The sequence below is a fragment of the Paenibacillus sp. 32352 genome (assembly GCF_002042965.1).
GTDB classification, from domain to species: Bacteria; Bacillota; Bacilli; order Paenibacillales; family NBRC-103111; genus Paenibacillus_S; species Paenibacillus_S vulneris.
In genome coordinates this window covers 134,144-152,193 of sequence record NZ_MZNT01000010.1, presented here as the reverse complement: position 1 = coordinate 152,193, position 18,050 = coordinate 134,144, and the positions used below count along the sequence as shown (strand labels likewise).

The window sequence follows — 18,050 nt, the reverse complement described above, 5'->3', positions numbered from 1 at the left end:
TAGGTCAAGGCTTTCTTTCCTGGATCGGCTCGTATCCGATAAACGCTTCACGTACACGGCTCCAGAAGGGAAACGGGCGGAAACGCGCAAATTTCACTTTTTTTCCGGCGGCGACCATACTGCGAATCGAGATAATATCGTTTCTCTGCATAATGACGTGATCAAGCGAGAGCAGGATTGTTTGATGGCTCCGCGGATAAATGTCGCAGTGATGATGCTTGGGCAGCAGGATCGGAGATCCCAGCGTCCGGAAAACCCTGTTGTTAATAGATGCGATCTCGGCTATCTGGATGGCATCCAGCGACGGATGTACGATGGCTCCGCCCAAGCTTTTGTTATAAGCCGTGCTGCCGGGCGGCGTCGAAATACAAATACCGTCTCCCCGGAACGTCTCGAACGGCTCGTCGTTAATATGAAGCTCGGCCATCAGGGTCACATCTACTCCCTTTAACGTAAATTCGTTAAGGGCTAATTGCGTTTCAATCCCTTGAGCGGTTGTAATTTGAATCTCAACGAGCGGGTATTTGACGACACGAAGGTCGTTGAGTCTGGAGCTCTCGATCATCATATCGGCAAGCAGCTCCACTTCATCGGGCTTCCAATCGGCAAAAAAACCGAGCCGGCCTGTATGGATGCCGACGAACGCGATGGTTTCCAGTTGGTCCTTGTATTGATGGAACGCATGGAGCATCGTTCCGTCTCCGCCGATAGACAGCACGACATCAGGCGTCTCCTCGTCATGGATCAATCCATGCGGTTCTACGAGCCTGTGGAAGGTTTGCATTAATTGGAAGGACACTTCATCGCCGCGATGTACTACGTTATATTTCAAATGAATATCCTCCTAAGGGTTTTCTATAAGAAAACCTAACTTCGAAAGCATAGACTTGGGTTTTCTGAAGGAAAACCTAACTTCGAAAGCATGGGCTGGGTTTTCCGAAGGAAAACCGCCCTCATTAGCATACCATGTTAGTCCTCGGATCGCGAGCAGTATTCATCGATCTGATGGGTCAAGCTCTCCGGCACATCGCGGAATTCAACGGCAATACGGTATGAATCATTGCTGAAATTCGTCACACGGACAATTTCACCGTTAATGACAAATTTGTTCGGATGATCGGGCAGTACGAAGCTAAGCTCCAGGAACAACGGATAAAAAATTCTCGTATTCGTAATAAACGAAAGCCCGCCCGCGGAAATATCCTGAATTTGCCCGGAGAAAGCGATCCCTTGATGGGTCGATGCTTTGCGGACTCCAATAATACGGCAAGTAAGGGGCGTCCGTACCGGGAGATGGATACGTTGGAACCGGCGATTTTGAAACGTGCTTAAATCCTGAGGTGCTGATAGCGTTAAGGAACAAACGTTACGTTTGGTTTCGACGTGAAGCAGATCGACAAAGGCGTAATAAAGAATACCCCGTTCACGGAACGAGAATTCGATAAAGCACACGTGGTGCAATTTTTCCAATGGATTCATCGAGTGAAATTCCATCGTGGCAACCAGCTGCTGTTCATCGACCTTTTGCAGAACGAAGCTGTCTTCATAGCAGAACGGCATGCCTTCTTTGGTCTCACCGACAATGATAAGATTGCAGCTCATACGCGGTACAATCATTTCGAAAGATAAAGCTTGGTTCCAATTCATAGGATCACCATTATGTAATAGTAGTAAACATTACTTCCATAATAATCAATATTGACAGATAACACAATGCCGGATGAACCGGAAAAGGCAAATCGCCCCCAACTAAAGACCTAAATGGTCTTTAATAGGGGGCGATTCGTTCACAAAGTTGTCACCAAAGGTACTTCGAAGGAGGTAGCGAAATTAGGGCTTACCGGGTGAACCCGAACGGAGAAATGAGCTCTATGGCGCAGATGAGAGGGGATAACGGCCCTGTATTGAACGGTTCGTTCCTCTAGTTCTTTGGTCGGCTCCATAGCCACTACGACCTGGTGCCATCCGTCCGGACGTTCCTCGTAGTATACGAGCTCCACACGGGTATCCTTATACCACACAGGACCAAACCTTATGGTAGCGGTAACTTCCTTCAACTGTTGGCGGGAATCGGTTAACGGGGACTTGGCTTCCGCTGTCTTATTCACGTTATCGTTCACTTCCAGGATGCGGACATAATGCCAGTTGGCAAAAATAAACTGCTTGAAATCCGCTACTTTGGTCGCCATATCGTAATCCTCGGCCAAGAAGGCCAGTGTCCTTTTTAACGAAGGGATGTACGTATGATTCGTATAATCCATCACCATCCGGTCCGTATTGTAGACAGGAGCCAGAGTTTGGATGGAGCGCTTCATCCGGGCCACCCACTGATGAGGGAGCTTTCCCTGATTGTAATAGAGGGGGACGATTTCCTGCTCCAGCTTCCGGTAGATCGATTCCGTATTTTCCCGTTCCTGGGTTTGCCAATCGGCATCATTATTGGCATCGATGCTCCAGCCGTTGCTGCCGTCGTAGCCTTCTTCCCACCAGCCGTCCAGCACGCTGAAGTTAATAACGCCGTTCAGGGCGGCTTTCTGCCCGCTGGTCCCGCTCGCTTCATAAGGTCTGCGAGGATTGTTCAGCCACACGTCAACGCCTTGAACCAAATAACGGGCCAAGTTCATATCGTAATTTTCCAAAAGGACGATTTTCCCGCGGAACCGGTCCATTTGAGATACGCGATAAATTTCTTTGATCATTTCCTGACCGGGGTGATCGGCAGGATGGGCTTTGCCTGCGAACAAAAGCTGAACGGGACGATCCGGATCATTGATCAAGCGATCCAAACGGTCCAAGTCATTAAAGATCAGATTCGCTCTTTTGTAGGTAGCGAACCTGCGGGCAAATCCAATGGTCAGCACCTGCGGGTTCAGGAGGCAGCGTACTTCCTCAACCTTATCGGCAGGCAGGTCGTTGCGTCTCCGCTGCTCCCGAAGGTTGGCCCTGGCCAGGCGAATCAGCTTCTCCTTCAGGTGCATATGAACTTCCCATAAGGATTCCGAAGGAATCAAATCAAGGGATCGCCATAAATCGGTATTCGTCTGGTTTCGAAGCCAGGTTCCCGGCATGAAGCGGCTGTACAGCTCCTTAAGCTCAGGCGCCAGCCACGTGCTCAAATGCACACCGTTCGTGATGTGCCCTATAGGCACTTCCTTTTCACCGATATTGCCGTGAAAAGAGCGGAACATATTTCTGGATACCTGACCATGGAGCTTGCTGACTCCGTTGCGGAGAGCCGCCGTATTCAAGGCCAAATGCGTCATGTTGAACAGGGGCTTCGAACTCTCCAGCCCAAGCTTCATCCAGGCATGCTTATGCTCCTTCCAACGGGAAAATAAAAAGCTGAAATAATAATCCACCATAGGCAGAGGAAATGCATCATGCCCGGCTGGAACCGGTGTATGCGTAGTAAAGACGGAGCTCGCGCGAATGACTTCAACCGCCACATGAAAAGGAATTCCGGCCTCGAGCTGCTCCTGAATTCGTTCTATAGCCTGGAAAGCGGCATGCCCTTCATTAATGTGATACACCGCGGTAGGCACCTTGAGCGCCCTCAGTACCTTCACGCCGCCCATTCCGAGCAAGATCTCCTGCGCGATGCGGACATCCTGATTGCCTCCGTACAGCTGACCAGTCAGATCCCGGTCCCATGGACTGTTGCCTTCGATATCCGCATCAAGCAAATAGTTTATATTCCGGCCGACAAGCACCTGCCATACCTGCAGCTTGACTATTCGATCCGCAAGAGGGACCTCAATCATCAGCGTCTCCCCATGGTCGTTCAGCACTGGGAGAATGGGGAGCTTGGAGAAATCGTAGGATAGCGCATCCGATTGTTGTCTGCCTTCCGCATCGATTTTTTGATTAAAATACCCTTTCTTGTACAGCAATCCGATACCCACAAGAGGAATCCCCAGATCACTTGCGGATTTGCAGTGGTCTCCGGCCAATACACCGAGGCCGCCCGAGTAGATAGGAAGCGATTCATGGAAGCCGAATTCGGCGGATAAGTACGCAATCTTATAGGAAACGAAATCAGGATACGTCTTCTGGAACCAGGTCTGTTCGTGGCAATAGTCATCCCATTGCTGAATAACCCGATCATAATGATGGATAAAGTCCTCATCATGAATCAACGCTTCCCATACCTCCGGCTCGGTTTCCATGAGCAAACGAACGGGATTATGCACGAATTGGTCCCAACGATTCCGGTCTATTCGGGCAAACAGCTCAAGCGCCTCGGAATTCCAGCTAAACCACAGGTTGTAGGCTATCTCCGGCAATCGCTCTATGGCTTTGGGCAGCTTCAAATCCGCATAAGGAAATTTCGTATTCATGAGAACCACCATCCTTTACGTTCGTACGTCTTTAGACGGTCTTATTATCTTGTTATATCAATCTCTTCATACATTGCTTAACCACATAGTACAAGCACAATAACACGGCAAGCGCAAGCATGACGCTGACAAAAGTCAAGAGTCCCCACGGCAGCGTAAACTGCCATAAAGTAGTCAAAGGGGAAGTGACGTCCATGTCGGGAACCATAGCTGCCAAGGTGCTGCGGGTCGATTGCATCGGCTCCCATAGCAGGAATACGGCGGTAAAAGCCATAAGGCCATGAGCCAGTCGGGACAAGCAAAAGGGAAGATATCTTAAATCTGTCCGCTGAAGCAGGCTGACCACTTGGGCATGCACGGACAACCCGGCCCAGGATAGAACGAAGGCTGCGATCGCGACCTTATAAACGAGCGGAATTTGCGCACCGGCTCCTCCGGCCGCTTTGGCGCCTAGCGTAACCTCGAAAAATCCGTTTGCAACCGCCTGGGAGAGCGCAAGCGGAACGTCAAACTGTTGAAGCACCGCATTAATCCCTATGTAGAAAATGTTCATGATATGCGCGGAAGCCAGCACTTCCATAACAGCGGAGAAGAAGACAACCAGTCCGCCGACGACGAAAATAAGCGAGAGGGAAGAGGTGACAGCCTGCTTAAGCATCTCTCCTAAAGGCCGGCCATCCTTCATCCTGGCGGTGTGCATCGCATTGAACGCGCGGAGCCATATAGGCTGTGACGAGGTACTGTCCGTTTGAGGGCCAGGCTGTAAGGCGGGAATAGGCGATTTGCTGCCGTGATAACGCATCATAATGCCAAGCAGCATCGCCGTTCCATAGTGTGCCGTGGCGAGAATGCCGGCTAGTCCCGCATCGTGAAAGAAGCCGATGGATACGGCTCCGATCAAGAAGATAGGGTCCGAGGAGGTGGTGAAGGAAACCAGCCTCTCGCCTTCCTCGCGGTTGACCAGCTTCTGGTCCCACAGCTGCGAGGTAAGCCTTGCGCCTATCGGGTAGCCTGCCGCGAATCCCATTGCCACGACAAAGCCCCCGATGCCGGGAATTCTAAAGACAGGCCGCATTAACGGGTCCAGCAGCGTGCCAAAGAAATGAACGATGCCTACCCCGAGCATCATTTCGGCTATGACAAAAAAGGGAAATAAGGCCGGGAACAGAACGTCCCACCAGATGGCTACCCCTTTGATAGACGCTCGAAACACCTCGGACGGGAACAGGAGCATCAGGCACATCAGAGACAGCATCATCAGCGAAATGAGCGTTATCGAGCCATATTTTTTCATGGGTAGATCCTCCTAAGAGTTTTTGCGCCAGCAAAAACTGGCATCGGAAGCATAAGCTAAGAGTTTTTGCGCCAGCAAAAACTGGCATCGGAAGCATAAGCTAAGAGTTTTTGCGCCAGCAAATCGACTCCGAAATTGTACAACCATCATTTACTTATATGAATGATCTTGGGGAGACATGCCTCCGGGAAGCGGGGACAAACTGTCAGAAAAATATGATATTTTACTGTAGAATGGCTGGATTTAACGTTGATTTATGGTACAATAGTACCAATATGAGAATGAGGAGTTGGTCAAATGACAGGTGTGATTGCTGGAATTCTCGTATGTGCGTTCGTATATGTCATTAGGGAAACCTTAATGACCTCCGGTGAAGAGGATTTGGAAAGCTGATGCCCTTCGGATATTGCGGTTTCTTCTAAGTCTGGATGCTAATCGCGTGGAGCATTAGCATCTTTTTTTGTTATATAGAAGGAACAAGGGATAGATCCATTTTATAAAAAAGAGCAGGTGAGAAGACGAGATGTCCGGTCAGCAGGATTCGCAGAACATCACGCCTTATGAGGCATTGGGAGGGGCAGCGACGTTTCGCCGTATCGTAGAGGAATTTTATCCTCTGGTACAAGCTCATCCGTTAATCGGTCCCTTATTTCCGGAAAATATAGATCCGGTAATGGAAAAGCAATATATGTTTTTGACGCAGTTTTTTGGAGGTCCATCCCTCTATTCAGATGTACATGGACACCCGATGATGCGTGCGCGTCATATGCCGTTCGAAATTACAACCCGGCATGCGGATGCATGGCTTGGCTGCATGAAGCAGGCGCTCACCAAAGTAGGGCTTGCTCCTGAGCTTCAGGAGTTTGTGCTCGAAAGGCTGAAGGGGCCTGCTTATCATTTCGTGAACAGCTGATCGGGTCGTTTTGTTTCGGGTTCGATTAAAGTCATGACTTGCGGATGGTTTGGCAGCCATCCGCTTATTGCGCCAATGGATAAACTACATGACAAAGGAAGTGGACTTGTGGTCGAGCCTTTATTTCAGGTGAAGGTCGAATGCGCGTACTGCGAAGCAACCTTCGAGACGTCAAGAGTAAGGCCGAGCTTCAAGAAAGCGAAGCAGACGGATACGGATTTTTGCATTCATTATAAAGATATCAACCCCGATTACTATGTCGTCAGGGTATGTCCATCCTGCGGCTACGCCAGCACGGAGAATACATCCCCGCACTTTTTGCCGGCTCAGAGAGAGCTGTTCAAGACCAAGGTGGCGGAGCAGTGGTCAATGAAGGATTACGGGCAGGAGCGAAGCTGGGAAGACGCGCTGTATACTTATAAGCTGGCCCTGCTTTGCGCCCAGATTAAGAACGAAAAGGGGCGCGTCATCGCGGGCCTGCTGCACCATATTGCCTGGCTGTACCGTTACAAGCAGGATACGGAGCAGGAGCAGCGGTTCCTTCAGTTCGCGCTGGACGCCTATACGAGCGTGTATGAAACAGAAGGTGCGGAGCTTAATAACGCCCGTCTCATGTATTTGATGGGGGATTTGAACCGCAGGCTCAAAAACTATAATGAAGCGGTCAAATGGTTCGGCCGGGTCATCAACGATAAACGCATCATGGATGCCGCTATGATCAGAGCCTCCCGCGAACAGTGGGCGACTACCCGTGAGGAGATGCTGGCGGAGAGGCTGGAGCTCCCTCAGGAAATGATGGAGTAGAAGCAAGGCAGCTTACATACGGAAAATAAATAACGCATAGTGCTCATTCAGGGATCGAATGAAGCATTATGCGTTATTTGTTGCCAGGGAAGGTTCGGGTGCATAGAACGTATAGCGGTTTTTTCCTCTGTTCTTGGATTGGTAGAGGGCTTCATCCGCTTCGGATATGATGCGCAGCAGATCCTTGTTAGCACTGTCGGAAACGGAAATGCCAATGGAGATGGTAACCGGAAGGGCGCTCTTCGCTTGGTAGGAATGCTCTGCAACCGCTTTACACAGCCTGTGCGCATAGTGCTCCAACCGCGAAATATCTACGGAGTGGCTCATGATAATGAATTCTTCTCCACCGTACCGTGCTACATAATCGCGTTCATCGATCAGGGAGCTGAGAAGCTGCCCAACTTCGCGCAGCAGCTGGTCTCCCTGTAAATGACCGAACGTATCGTTGTAGCGCTTGAAATTATCAATATCGACCATCATGATGGAAAGCGGTCTCTGCTCGAAGGTATTCCGGGCAATGCTCATGAAGCTCCGCAAATTAGGCAGTCCGGTCAGGCCGTCCTGATTGGCTAGAAGCTCGAAGCGGCGCTGCAAGATCTGGGACCGGTTGTCATCGTTATACATCACGATCAGAACTTGAATCGCCAGAATGGACAGCACCAGCATAATTGCATGCGACAGCAGGAGGCCGGCGCTCAGCTCGTGCCGTAAATAATATTCGAGACCCAGCCGGATTGCAGCGAGCAGGAAGCAGATCTTCAGGCCGTCTTGAAACGAAATCATGGCGTAGCCGCTATCCTGATCCTTCTTATAGAACAGCGAGCTGATGACGGCGGGCAGAATTAAATCCTGCATGGTTCTGACGACAGCAAGCGGTTCATCCATATGAAAGATGTATAACGAAGGCAGGATGGCGGACAGCAGCGATACCACCGGTCCGAACCGCAAGCCGGCCATAACGATAGGAGCAAACCGTAAATCGGTTAACAGGCTGTCATTAGGCAGCGGCTGCAGCATTGTAATAATCGAGGCTATCCCCGTCAATAGAGAGGCGATGAACGTTGTATAGCGTTCGATAAGGATCCGGTTCTTCAATTTTAAAGCCACATAGTTGAGAGCAATCAAGGTGCAGGCGTGCGTAAAGGAAATGTAGTACATGCTTCTTATTCCACTCCTGATCAGAGTCAGCGTACGCTGCACGAACCTTCCGTCAGCGCAAGTTTCGTAAAGGCTGATTGGCTAGCAAATAATCTTGATCGGCACCTATAATCGTGATCTTGTTATGACAGCATCGGAATACCAGGAGCTTCTTGGCTCCATCCATAATCTCCTGTAAATCTTTTTTCTTGAAGGGAAGTAGTACGTTAGACTCATTGCAAAAAGGGCACTCATGGACGTAAATATCCTGCCGGATCTGCTCGTAGGGCCATGTGTTATGAAATGGAATCATTGCTTAAGGCTCCTGTTTCGTATTGCCGCCATCGGTTTCTTCCTTGCTGGAAGCGCTTTTAGCAAGCTCTGCAAGCTTCTGCATTAAAATATGCTGGGGCATATGCATAAGATGCTCCAAAGGAACGTTAAGCTGTTTTGCCAGTTTTTGCGCTGTTTCGGGCGAGATCTGTAATGGTTTCATGTTGCCGTTCACTCCTGTCAATAGATCTATAGTCACCATTTAAACACACCCGCGATAACAATTCAACCAAAATATGGTGGATTTGCTATTTTGGGTTCCGCATTTTTTATGGTTTAATATGTATTGTATCTAATTTTTAGGAAAGGTGCGATGTTTGCATGAAAACACCATTGCAGCAGACATGGAATTTGGAGCGTTTTTTCCCTGGCGGAAGCGGCTCCTCGGCGTTTCATGCTTTTTTGGAAGCACTTGAGAAGGATTTGAAGTCATTATCGGTTATCCTCGATGGGTTCAAGACACCGCAAACCGCCGATGCCACCGTGTTCATACCGGTTATCGATTTACTGCAATCCATATTAAAAAAAATCAGGGAAGCGGATTCCTTCGTCGGCTGCTTGGCCGCTGAGAATCAAGCTGATAAAAAGGCCATCATACTGGCTGGCAAGATCAAGACGTTATCGGCATCCTATGCAACGGAGCTGACCCGATTTGATCAATTATTAACGGAGATCAACGATGATGTCTGGGCGAAGCTGGTGGCAGCTCCAGAGCTTCAGAGCATCGCTTTTCCTTTGACCGAGCGCCGCTCTCAAGCGGCTGACAAGCTGCCTCCCGAGCAGGAAGCACTTGTGAACGATCTGGCGATTGACGGCTACCACGGATGGGGTGAAGCCTATAATACGACCGTCAGCAAATTCCGAATCCCTTGGGAGGAGGACGGTGAGACGATCGAGCTGTCGGCAGGGCAAGCGGCTAACCGTATGCACAGTGCGGACCGGTCCGTTCGGAAGCGCTTGTTCCAGCTGTGGGAGCAGCAATGGGGGGAGCACGCCGATTACTGTGCGGATGCTCTGAATCACCTGGCCGGATTCCGTTTAAAGCTTTACGAGCGCCGCGGCTGGGATACGATACATAAGGAGCCTTTATCGATCAACCGGATGTCGAAGGAAACTCTTGATGCGATGTGGGGAGTCATTGAACGGAGCAAAGGCATCTTCGTTCAATACTTGGAACGCAAGGCGAAGCTGCTCGGAGTCGAGAAGCTGAGCTGGTATGATGTAGAGGCTCCTGTCGGCGAAGGAAGCAAGCATTTCACCTATGATGAAGGAGCCCAATTGATTGTCGATCAGTTCCGCCGCTTCAGTCCCAAGATGGCCGATTTTTCCGTTATGGCCTTTGAGAAGGGCTGGATTGAAGCAGAGGACCGTCCCGGCAAAAGACCCGGCGGGTTCTGCACCTCGTTCCCGATAGCGGAGGAAACGCGAATTTTTATGACCTATTCAGGAACAGCGTCCAATGTAGCCACTCTTGCCCACGAGCTGGGTCATGGCTATCATCAGCATGTAATGAATGACCTTCCGGCATTGGCGCAGGAATATGCCATGAACGTGGCGGAAACCGCATCGACCTTCGCGGAAATGGTTGTGGCCGATGCAGCTGTCAAAGGTGCGGCGACGGAGGAAGAACGTCTTACGCTGCTCGAAGACAAGATCCAGCGCTCGGTAGCGTTCTATATGAATATTCATGCGCGCTTTCTGTTTGAAACCCGGTTCTATGAAGAACGGGCCAAGGGCATTGTCAGCGTAGAGCGCCTTAATGAGCTTATGATCGAAGCTCAGAAGGAAGGGTACAGCCATGCTCTGGAGGAATATCATCCGCATTTCTGGGCTTCCAAGCTTCATTTCTATATTACGGAGGTACCATTCTATAACTTCCCGTATACGTTCGGCTACATGTTCAGCTCCGGGATTTACGCCGAAGCGCTGCGCCAAGGAGAGTCCTTCGAAGATAAATATATTGCGATGCTGCGCGACACCGGCAGTATGACGGTGGAGGAGCTGGCGCAGAAGCATCTGGGCGTCGACCTCCGGCAGCCGGATTTCTGGCAGCGGGCGATGGATTTATCGGTTGAGGATGTCAAAGCATTCATGAGCCTGACGGAGTAAGCGGGCAGTGGTTCAAGCTACATAGGCTTCTCAACACCAATACCGGGGTGCTGCGCACCCCGGCTTTCCTGTTACCACCGTTAGTCAGTAAACGTATGCGGCGGCCTATAGCTTAAAGATTTGCATCGTTTGCTGCAATTGGGTTGCCAGCTTCGTCATCTGTTCGGATTGGGCAACCATAACCTGCACTTCGTTGATTTGCTCGTTCATCGAGGCGGATACCTGCTCGGTGCCTGCGGCGGATTGCTGGGTGATGGCCGAAATGCTCTCCATCGTGGCGGAGATGCGTTGTGCGCTGCCGAGCATCTGATCGCTTTCTCGGGCGAAGGAGGCGATTTGCTCCGAGATGAATTTGACACTGTGTACAATGTCCGCGAAAACGGTTTCAGTTTCAGTGATCAATTGAGTCTGCTGATGGACGATTTGCTCGTTTTCCGCCATATGGACCAGCGCTTGTCGGATGCCTTCCTCAATGCCCTTAACCAGCTGGAATACTTCCTTGGTAGAGACGGTTGATTCCTCTGCAAGCTTGCGGACCTCCTGGGCCACAACGGCAAAGCCCTTTCCATGCTCGCCGGCACGCGCCGCTTCAATAGAGGCGTTTAACGAGAGCAGATTCGTCTGCTCGGCGATATCAGAGATCGTCCGGGTCATTTGTGAAATCCCGTTGGCCAATTGCGCCAGCTGATCGATGGTTTGCGATACGTTGGATGTAGCGGTTACGTTGCGTTTCATGCCCTCGCTCTGTGTTTCGACGGCCTTCATACCTTTTTCGACGAGGGATAGCATCTGTCCGGAGCGGGAATCCATCTCTTTGGTGGATGCGGTATAGGTGGTTACCTTTTGCTCAATATCCTTGGTCGCTACAGAGATATCCGATATTTCTTCCGAGATTTGATTGGCGCCGGAGGCAAGCTCGTTGGAAGAAAGAGCGACTTGCTCAAGAACAGAGCGTAAATTTTCGTTCTTAAGGAAAATGTCGCGGCTCGAATCGAAGACATGCTTCGACATATCGCCTGTATTCTGCAGAATTTCGCGGAGTTTGTCCATCATCTTGTTGAAGGCAGTGCCGAGCTCGCCCAAAGCGTCATTGCTTTGAATCTGGATTTTTTGGGAGAAGTCCCCTTTGGAGACGTTGATAGCAACACGTGAAATCGTAGTTATTGGCTCTGTAAGCGTTCTCTCAAACCAGCTTATAAAAGGAAAGGTTAACGCAATCATAAGAACGAGAAATGAAATGCCCGCGATCAGATGCTCCGAGTTTTGAATAATGACGATCAGCAAGGCGATGGAGTAGATGGCGACTAGCGTGTAGCAGCCGAACTGCAGTTTCTTTTTAAATGATAGGCCTTGAATCCAGTTCATCAGCATGTCCCCTTCAGGAATGAAATGTTAAAATCTTACTATGAAGAATTATATCACCCAATAGTACCATGGTCTATACCCTTTGTCCTAGCAATAACGGAGAATGTAGGACGAATGGAGCGCATAGGAACAGGCTGCATTTGATAATTTCGGGAATATGCCAAAAGTCATAAAAGTACTACAATAGAGGAAGCCCTATACAGTTACAGGTTGGAGGAATGAAACATGATGACTATTGAAGGAATACACCACGTCAGCGTATGCGTACGGGATTTGGAGAGGTCAAAGGCTTTCTATAAGAACATTATCGGGCTTCAGGAGATCGAGCGCCCTCCGTTTGATTTTCCCGGTGCATGGTACTCACTTGGGTCTGGCGGGCAGCAGCTGCATCTTATTGTTCATAACGGCGAAACCTTAAGAGAAGGGGAAATTCATACGCGGGACGGTCATTTTGCTATTCGAGTGCGCAGCTATAAAGAGGCCATCCACTGGCTGAATCAGAATGGCATACCGCATGAAGCGAGGCCTTATCCCAAAGCGGGCTTCCCTCAGATTTATGTGCTCGATCCCGATAGAAATATCATTGAAATCAATGCAGAAATTTGCGATGAGGCTTAACCAAACGAACCAAAAATTCAACGCCAAGAGGGATAGAATAGACGAAATGGGCAGACAATCGCAGACTGGCGGTTGTCTGTTTTTGTAGGATTTTGTTGAACGATGGGAAGTTTTCTGAAAATTGTTATTTATTGTTGATAAACGTATAATTTTTACATATAATAGGGCTACAGCCCTAGAAAAACATGAAGATTTTGTAAGTGTACTACAAACGAACTAGATAGGAGGATGTTGATGATTTTAGAAAATGTGCCTTTAGCCAGACAGCTGGACTTTGTATTCCGCGAGATTAGGGATGAACTGGCACATCTGACTTCGGGGACGGTATTCGTACAAATCCGTAACAATGTTATTGGCAAATTTGGAGTAAGGGCTTTCCCTGCAGAGAGCAGAGGGAACCAGCTGGAAGTCATGGACTCAGGCTTATCGGAGGTTCATGTGCAATCGTTTCGCCAAACGGCGCTGGAATCATTGAAGTTGAAACGATGGACCCACGGGGAGATTTTATTCGAATTTGCCATGAAGAAGAACACGCTGTGCACGAGCATTGCCTTTGAATCGAATTACAATATGGCAAGCATTTTTGCCGATGCGGAGAAAAAACGGAAGCTGCAATACCAGAATGTATGATCTATATTACAAAAAAACCGTTGATGGCTTGAATCAGCACTTATTTCTTTTTTCATTCTTATTATTTTCTTAATTATTTATCACAGGATTGAGCTTTGCTTAAAATGGTTTCCCTGCCGACAGGTCGGCGGGGTTTTTCATTTGGTACAAGAAAAGGGGCAGCTCGTAGGAGTCGCCCCTGGCGTAAGTATGGAAGTGAATCATTATCTTGTAAACTTGCCTGCCAATTGCTGCTCAGCGATTTGAACAAGACGACGAGTGATGTGGCCCCCGATTGCACCCGTATCACGGGTTGCCATGAAACCAAAATAACCGTCTTGAGGAATTTGAATTCCCAATTCTTGTGCCACTTCGTACTTCAATTGGTCTAAAGCTTGGTTCGCTTGAGGTACAACTAGTTGGTTACTGCTGCGGGATTGTCCTTGTGCCATTGTAATCACCTCCGTTCACTAGGTAGTATGTACCAAAAGTGAAATTATACGCATGAAATAATTGGAAATTATTAACACGGCTTCAACAAGCTTTGCCGACTTCTATACAAGCTTGCTGTGTTTTTTTATAATGAAGAGAATAAAGCAAGGGCATTATGGATTGGCAGCGAGAGGAGAGAAGCTTATGTTTCAATTGCGTTATTCGGGATGGTCATGGGACTCTGAACTACAAATCATCCAAGCGGACGTCAAGCTGGAAATCGACGGGGAGCTGCTTATTGACGAGCCTTTGTGCGTGGATGTCGGACTGCCCGCCATGCTGCTGAGCACACGGTCTGATGTGGAGCCTTATCGTTGGTCGGCGCCCGACCTTTGGCAGCGGATTCCATTCTTTTGCTGCGGATGCGGCGATCCGGAATGCAGGGCGTATTCTTACAGGGTGAGACATCTGGACGGAGGCTTGCTGGAATTGACAGAGCTGGAGGAGAAAGAACAGGGGCCGTCCAGGGAGCTTGGAACATACACCGTGCAAGCGTCTCAGTACGAAGAGCAGGTTGTGTCTATAGCGAAGGCTTATTTGACCTTCATAGAAGGCTTGGACTATCGTCCATTGTTTGCCGATACGGTCGAGGTAGTGAAGCGGCTGTTGGCGGAGCTTGAACAAAAGCAGTAAAAAGGCGGCATTCGTCTTGTCGAGAGCTGGCCCAGCGAGATGAATGCGGTCACCCTGAGACTCCTCATCGTGGCGGAAGGAGTTAAAGCGATTTTACTTTCTTCCTGAAGGCAGCCGGCGGACAGCCGTAAAATGAAGTGAATTGGCGTGTAAAATAAAACGGGTTGTTGAATCCTACCTCTGCGGCGATTTCCGCTATAGATAGAGGAGTATGCTCCAGCCTTTTTTTGGCATGCTGCAAACGGATTTTAATGAGCATTTCCATGACGGACTCGCCGGTCTGATTCTTGAACAAATGGGCAAAACGGGATGGGGATAAATTTACGTGAGAGGCTAATGAAGCAACGGTATAAGGCTTGTAATAATGATTGGACAGCAGGTCGAGAGCTTCCTGAATGCGGGGGTCGATATGCTGCAGCTTGTCGGCGCGGCTGCTTGCAATGAGCAGGAGCACTTGCTCCAATGCGTTGATGGCAAGGCGTTCAGACAACGGTCCGGTTTCCAGCGTGTATTGAACCAGGTTGGAGAAGGCTGAAGAAAGGCGCACGTTCATGAGTTCAGAGTCAATTCGGATGCGTTTGATCCCTTTGATGGGTTCGGGCAGCTGCAATAGAGGCATCCACGGTTCGCAGGGAATAAAGTGGCACCAGAAGAACTGCCAAATCTCATTTTCCGCGGTTGCATAGTAATGGGGCGTTCCCGGTATGATGATGCTGACTTCCCCTTCCGCACACTCGCATGACTCTTTTCCATTATAAAAGATTCCTTTCCCCGAGCACGTATACGTTAAGTAAAAATCATTCGTCCCTTTGGAACGTTTTACTTTGTAGCCATAAGAGCGCTCATAGCGGTCCGCAATCAAGATACCGGGAATGGTCGTTAAATTCTCATTAGCAGTATCGTGCAAAAAACTAGCCAAATCCATCATGTTCCCCCCTTTTACGTGTATATTATAATGAACACAAAGGCGAATCAATAGATTCAAAAAAAATCGGATCAAAAAAGTGAATCCGTTTACAAGGAAGACGTTAGACAGTAAATTGAGTGAGCGGACTGCCTGCTGCAGCTGCTTCGCCGCTTCTCATTAAGCTTGCACTGTAGGGAAAAAGGGAGAACAAACCGTGGTCCGGGTGGCGTGAAACCCATAATTGGATGAGCCTGTAGAGCTTGTTGTAGTAATAACCGGCAACGATTTGGCGAATATCGCTAGTGAACATTTTGGAAACGCTATCATTTCTGGGATGACCGAATATCACGATAAATCTATCTCCTCGAAAAAAGATAGCCAATCTGTTTCCAATGTGCTTAACGGTGATATGAATACAGCCTTATCGAAGGCGGAAAAGGGGGACGATAAACGAACTGAAAATGGGGAGGCGAAGAACCCAAATTCGCGGCAGCCCTGCCGCACTATTTCACTGGGGGGTGAGATGATGAGCCCGATCAAAGATACGTCCTGAAAGCTTGCGAAGTCAATTTTTCCTTCAGAAAACTTTTAGGAGGGTATACAATGCTAAAAACAGTAAAACGCAGGCTCAAAAAATCCGGCATGGTGCTGCTGAGCTGCATGCTGGCAAGCTCTTTCCTGCTCCCTCTGCAATCCTTCGTCAGTCCCGGGCAAGCTTCAGCCGCGGGGGTTGCCAGACAAATGGAGAAGCTGGATAGAGGGCTGGTCGCCGTCAAGACGGGCACGGGGGTGTTCGTAAGCTGGCGGCTGCTCGGTACGGAAGCAAGCAGCACTTCCTTCAACTTATACCGCAACGGAACGAAGCTCAACAGCTCTCCCATCACATCCAGCACGAATTACCAGGACACTGGAGGAACGGCAAGCTCCACTTACTATGTCCGGGCTGTGGTGGGAGGAGTAGAACAGACGGCATCGCCGACCGTCAGCGTGTGGGGGACCAATTACTTGACTGTGCCTCTGCAGAAGCCTGCCGGAGGGACAACCCCTGACGGTGTAGCGTACACATACAGCGCCAACGATGCTACGGCGGCCGACCTGGATGGGGACGGGCAGTATGAAATCATTTTGAAGTGGGACCCCTCCAATTCCAAGGATAACTCACAGGACGGGTATACCGGCGAAGTGTTCGTCGATGCATACAAATTGAACGGAACCCGTCTCTGGAGAATCGGCATGGGCAAAAATATTCGTGCCGGAGCCCATTATACGCAGATCATGGCTTACGATATGGATGGTGACGGCAAGGCCGAGGTGGCCATGAAAACGGCGGATGGTACGACAGACGGAACCGGGGTAGTCATTGGCAGCGCCACTGCGGATTACCGCAATTCGGCGGGACGGATCTTGTCTGGCCCCGAGTATTTAACCATTTTCCAGGGCACGAACGGCAAGGCGCTCGTCACGGCCAATTATGATCCTCCACGCGGTACAGTAAGCGATTGGGGTGACAACTACGGTAACCGTGTCGACCGTTTCCTCGCCTGCATCGCTTATTTGGACGGGCAAAAGCCCAGCCTGGTCATGGCACGGGGCTACTACACACGCTCGGTACTGGTAGCCTATAACTGGAGGGGCGGTCAGCTTACCAAGCTGTGGACCTTCGATTCGAACGCGTCAGGCAATTCCGCTTATGCCGGTCAAGGTAATCATAACCTGAGCGTAGCTGATGTGGATGGGGACGGCAAGGATGAGATCATCTACGGCGCCATGGCTGTGGACGACAATGGAGGCAGGCTGTACTCGACCGGATTAGGCCATGGCGACGCCATGCATCTGGGCGATCTGGACCCTAACCGTCCGGGCCTGGAGGTGTTCCAGGTTCATGAGAGTACCTCTGCCGCATACGGATTGGAATACCGCGATGCCAAAACAGGGCAGACCATCTGGGGCGTCTATGCGGGCAAAGACGTAGGCCGAGGCATGTCTGCCGACATTGATCCACGCTACCCCGGTGAAGAAGTGTGGGCTAACGGCGGTCTGTATACCAGCACGGGGACCAAAATCGGCACGACGCTGCCTTCCTCCACAAACTTCGGTATATGGTGGGATGGAGATTTACAGCGGGAGCTGCTGGATGATATCCGGATTGACAAGTGGAACTACAGCAGTTCTACGACGACGAATTTATTGACTGCAACGGGAACGGCCTCCAACAACAGCACCAAAGCGACACCGACTCTGCAGGCGGATCTGCTGGGCGATTGGCGCGAGGAAGTTGTGTGGAGAACGACGGACAGCACGGCGCTCAGAATTTATACGACAACGGATGTGACCAGCACCCGGTTGTATACGTTGATGCATGATCCGGTATACCGGCTCGGCATTGCATGGCAAAACGTAGGCTACAATCAGCCTCCCCATACCAGCTACTTCCTTGGCAACGGGATGAGTACCCCGGCACAGCCGAATATGTACACACCATAATAACCTGTAAAAAGT

18 protein-coding genes are annotated in these 18,050 nt (G+C 49.9%); 7 read left to right on the top strand and 11 right to left on the bottom strand.

Going from position 1 to position 18,050, the window contains the following annotated elements; all coding sequences use genetic code 11:
* Positions 1-4: 4 nt before the first annotated feature.
* The 4 genes from B1728_RS22685 to ylbJ all read right to left on the bottom strand — a co-directional run bounded on the left by B1728_RS22685 (position 5) and on the right by ylbJ (position 5,631).
* Entirely contained in the window at positions 5-832 is an 828-nt protein-coding gene (locus B1728_RS22685) for an NAD kinase (RefSeq protein ID WP_079912691.1), read from the bottom strand.
* Between the two features lie 137 nt (positions 833-969).
* Positions 970-1,647 carry a flagellar brake protein gene (locus tag B1728_RS22680; RefSeq protein WP_079912690.1) on the bottom strand — a complete coding sequence of 226 codons (678 nt, stop codon included), beginning with the start codon at positions 1,645-1,647 and terminating at the stop codon, positions 970-972.
* 140 nt (positions 1,648-1,787) lie between these two features.
* Positions 1,788-4,337: an alpha-glucan family phosphorylase gene (gene glgP / locus B1728_RS22675; protein ID WP_079912689.1), complete on the bottom strand. Its 2,550-nt coding sequence runs from the start codon at positions 4,335-4,337 to the stop codon at positions 1,788-1,790.
* 52 nt (positions 4,338-4,389) lie between these two features.
* Positions 4,390-5,631 carry a sporulation integral membrane protein YlbJ gene (ylbJ, locus tag B1728_RS22670; RefSeq protein WP_079912688.1) on the bottom strand — a complete coding sequence of 414 codons (1,242 nt, stop codon included), beginning with the start codon at positions 5,629-5,631 and terminating at the stop codon, positions 4,390-4,392.
* Positions 5,632-6,154: 523 nt separating this feature from the next.
* Here ylbJ and B1728_RS22665 point away from each other — a divergent pair.
* On the top strand, positions 6,155-6,544 hold the full coding sequence (locus B1728_RS22665) for a globin domain-containing protein (RefSeq protein WP_079912687.1): 390 nt from the start codon (positions 6,155-6,157) through the stop codon (positions 6,542-6,544).
* 75 nt (positions 6,545-6,619) lie between these two features.
* Positions 6,620-7,348 (top strand): DUF2225 domain-containing protein, encoded by a 729-nt coding sequence (locus B1728_RS22660; protein WP_179136166.1) that lies wholly within the window; start codon positions 6,620-6,622, stop codon positions 7,346-7,348.
* Positions 7,349-7,414: 66 nt separating this feature from the next.
* Here B1728_RS22660 and B1728_RS22655 read toward each other — a convergent pair whose 3' ends face one another.
* From B1728_RS22655 to B1728_RS22645, 3 genes are read right to left on the bottom strand one after another with little or no spacing between them, the layout of a single operon-like run.
* Positions 7,415-8,506, bottom strand: coding sequence for a diguanylate cyclase (locus B1728_RS22655; protein WP_079912685.1), 1,092 nt, complete (start codon positions 8,504-8,506; stop codon positions 7,415-7,417).
* A gap of 52 nt (positions 8,507-8,558) precedes the next feature.
* A complete protein-coding gene (locus B1728_RS22650; protein WP_079912684.1) occupies positions 8,559-8,798 on the bottom strand; it encodes a hypothetical protein in 240 nt (79 codons plus the stop codon).
* A 3-nt stretch (positions 8,799-8,801) separates the two neighbouring features.
* Positions 8,802-8,981 carry a YycC family protein gene (locus tag B1728_RS22645; protein WP_079912683.1) on the bottom strand — a complete coding sequence of 60 codons (180 nt, stop codon included), beginning with the start codon at positions 8,979-8,981 and terminating at the stop codon, positions 8,802-8,804.
* Between the two features lie 158 nt (positions 8,982-9,139).
* On the opposite strand from B1728_RS22645, the gene B1728_RS22640 reads away from it, so the two are divergent.
* Positions 9,140-10,927 (top strand): M3 family oligoendopeptidase, encoded by a 1,788-nt coding sequence (locus B1728_RS22640; RefSeq protein WP_079912682.1) that lies wholly within the window; start codon positions 9,140-9,142, stop codon positions 10,925-10,927.
* A gap of 105 nt (positions 10,928-11,032) precedes the next feature.
* On the opposite strand, the gene B1728_RS22635 is transcribed toward B1728_RS22640, so the two are convergent.
* Positions 11,033-12,292 carry a methyl-accepting chemotaxis protein gene (locus B1728_RS22635; RefSeq protein ID WP_144027965.1) on the bottom strand — a complete coding sequence of 420 codons (1,260 nt, stop codon included), beginning with the start codon at positions 12,290-12,292 and terminating at the stop codon, positions 11,033-11,035.
* 225 nt (positions 12,293-12,517) lie between these two features.
* Between B1728_RS22635 and B1728_RS22630 the strand changes: the two genes are divergently transcribed.
* Both B1728_RS22630 and B1728_RS22625 read left to right on the top strand, forming a co-directional pair.
* Positions 12,518-12,910 (top strand): VOC family protein, encoded by a 393-nt coding sequence (locus tag B1728_RS22630; protein WP_079912681.1) that lies wholly within the window; start codon positions 12,518-12,520, stop codon positions 12,908-12,910.
* 234 nt (positions 12,911-13,144) lie between these two features.
* Positions 13,145-13,540 carry an O-methyltransferase gene (locus B1728_RS22625; protein WP_079912680.1) on the top strand — a complete coding sequence of 132 codons (396 nt, stop codon included), beginning with the start codon at positions 13,145-13,147 and terminating at the stop codon, positions 13,538-13,540.
* A 203-nt stretch (positions 13,541-13,743) separates the two neighbouring features.
* Here the strand turns inward: B1728_RS22625 and B1728_RS22620 are convergent, their stop codons facing one another.
* Positions 13,744-13,971, bottom strand: coding sequence for an alpha/beta-type small acid-soluble spore protein (locus tag B1728_RS22620; RefSeq protein WP_079912679.1), 228 nt, complete (start codon positions 13,969-13,971; stop codon positions 13,744-13,746).
* 184 nt (positions 13,972-14,155) lie between these two features.
* Between B1728_RS22620 and B1728_RS22615 the strand changes: the two genes are divergently transcribed.
* Positions 14,156-14,644, top strand: a complete 489-nt coding sequence (locus tag B1728_RS22615; protein WP_079912678.1) for a hypothetical protein — start codon at positions 14,156-14,158, stop codon at positions 14,642-14,644.
* An 82-nt stretch (positions 14,645-14,726) separates the two neighbouring features.
* Here B1728_RS22615 and B1728_RS22610 read toward each other — a convergent pair whose 3' ends face one another.
* Positions 14,727-15,572 carry a helix-turn-helix domain-containing protein gene (locus tag B1728_RS22610; protein ID WP_079912677.1) on the bottom strand — a complete coding sequence of 282 codons (846 nt, stop codon included), beginning with the start codon at positions 15,570-15,572 and terminating at the stop codon, positions 14,727-14,729.
* Positions 15,573-15,672: 100 nt separating this feature from the next.
* A complete protein-coding gene (locus tag B1728_RS35845; protein ID WP_144027964.1) occupies positions 15,673-15,900 on the bottom strand; it encodes a hypothetical protein in 228 nt (75 codons plus the stop codon).
* A 254-nt stretch (positions 15,901-16,154) separates the two neighbouring features.
* Between B1728_RS35845 and B1728_RS22600 the strand changes: the two genes are divergently transcribed.
* Complete coding sequence (locus B1728_RS22600; protein WP_179136154.1) at positions 16,155-18,035, top strand: rhamnogalacturonan lyase; 1,881 nt, start codon at positions 16,155-16,157, stop codon at positions 18,033-18,035.
* The last annotated feature ends 15 nt before the right edge of the window (positions 18,036-18,050 follow it).

Excerpts from the sequence above, each read along its gene's own strand:
- B1728_RS22680 (WP_079912690.1), bottom strand. The coding sequence starts at position 1,647 with ATGAATTGGAACCAAGCTTTATCTTTCGAAATGATTGTACCGCGTATG.
- glgP (WP_079912689.1), bottom strand. The coding sequence starts at position 4,337 with ATGAATACGAAATTTCCTTATGCGGATTTGAAGCTGCCCAAAGCCATA.
- ylbJ (WP_079912688.1), bottom strand. The coding sequence starts at position 5,631 with ATGAAAAAATATGGCTCGATAACGCTCATTTCGCTGATGATGCTGTCT.
- B1728_RS22665 (WP_079912687.1), top strand. The coding sequence starts at position 6,155 with ATGTCCGGTCAGCAGGATTCGCAGAACATCACGCCTTATGAGGCATTG.
- B1728_RS22660 (WP_179136166.1), top strand. The coding sequence starts at position 6,620 with ATGGATAAACTACATGACAAAGGAAGTGGACTTGTGGTCGAGCCTTTA.
- B1728_RS22655 (WP_079912685.1), bottom strand. The coding sequence starts at position 8,506 with ATGTACTACATTTCCTTTACGCACGCCTGCACCTTGATTGCTCTCAAC.
- B1728_RS22650 (WP_079912684.1), bottom strand. The coding sequence starts at position 8,798 with ATGATTCCATTTCATAACACATGGCCCTACGAGCAGATCCGGCAGGAT.
- B1728_RS22645 (WP_079912683.1), bottom strand. The coding sequence starts at position 8,981 with ATGAAACCATTACAGATCTCGCCCGAAACAGCGCAAAAACTGGCAAAA.
- B1728_RS22640 (WP_079912682.1), top strand. The coding sequence starts at position 9,140 with ATGAAAACACCATTGCAGCAGACATGGAATTTGGAGCGTTTTTTCCCT.
- B1728_RS22635 (WP_144027965.1), bottom strand. The coding sequence starts at position 12,292 with ATGAACTGGATTCAAGGCCTATCATTTAAAAAGAAACTGCAGTTCGGC.
- B1728_RS22630 (WP_079912681.1), top strand. The coding sequence starts at position 12,518 with ATGATGACTATTGAAGGAATACACCACGTCAGCGTATGCGTACGGGAT.
- B1728_RS22625 (WP_079912680.1), top strand. The coding sequence starts at position 13,145 with ATGATTTTAGAAAATGTGCCTTTAGCCAGACAGCTGGACTTTGTATTC.
- B1728_RS22620 (WP_079912679.1), bottom strand. The coding sequence starts at position 13,971 with ATGGCACAAGGACAATCCCGCAGCAGTAACCAACTAGTTGTACCTCAA.
- B1728_RS22615 (WP_079912678.1), top strand. The coding sequence starts at position 14,156 with ATGTTTCAATTGCGTTATTCGGGATGGTCATGGGACTCTGAACTACAA.
- B1728_RS22610 (WP_079912677.1), bottom strand. The coding sequence starts at position 15,572 with ATGATGGATTTGGCTAGTTTTTTGCACGATACTGCTAATGAGAATTTA.
- B1728_RS22600 (WP_179136154.1), top strand. The coding sequence starts at position 16,155 with ATGCTAAAAACAGTAAAACGCAGGCTCAAAAAATCCGGCATGGTGCTG.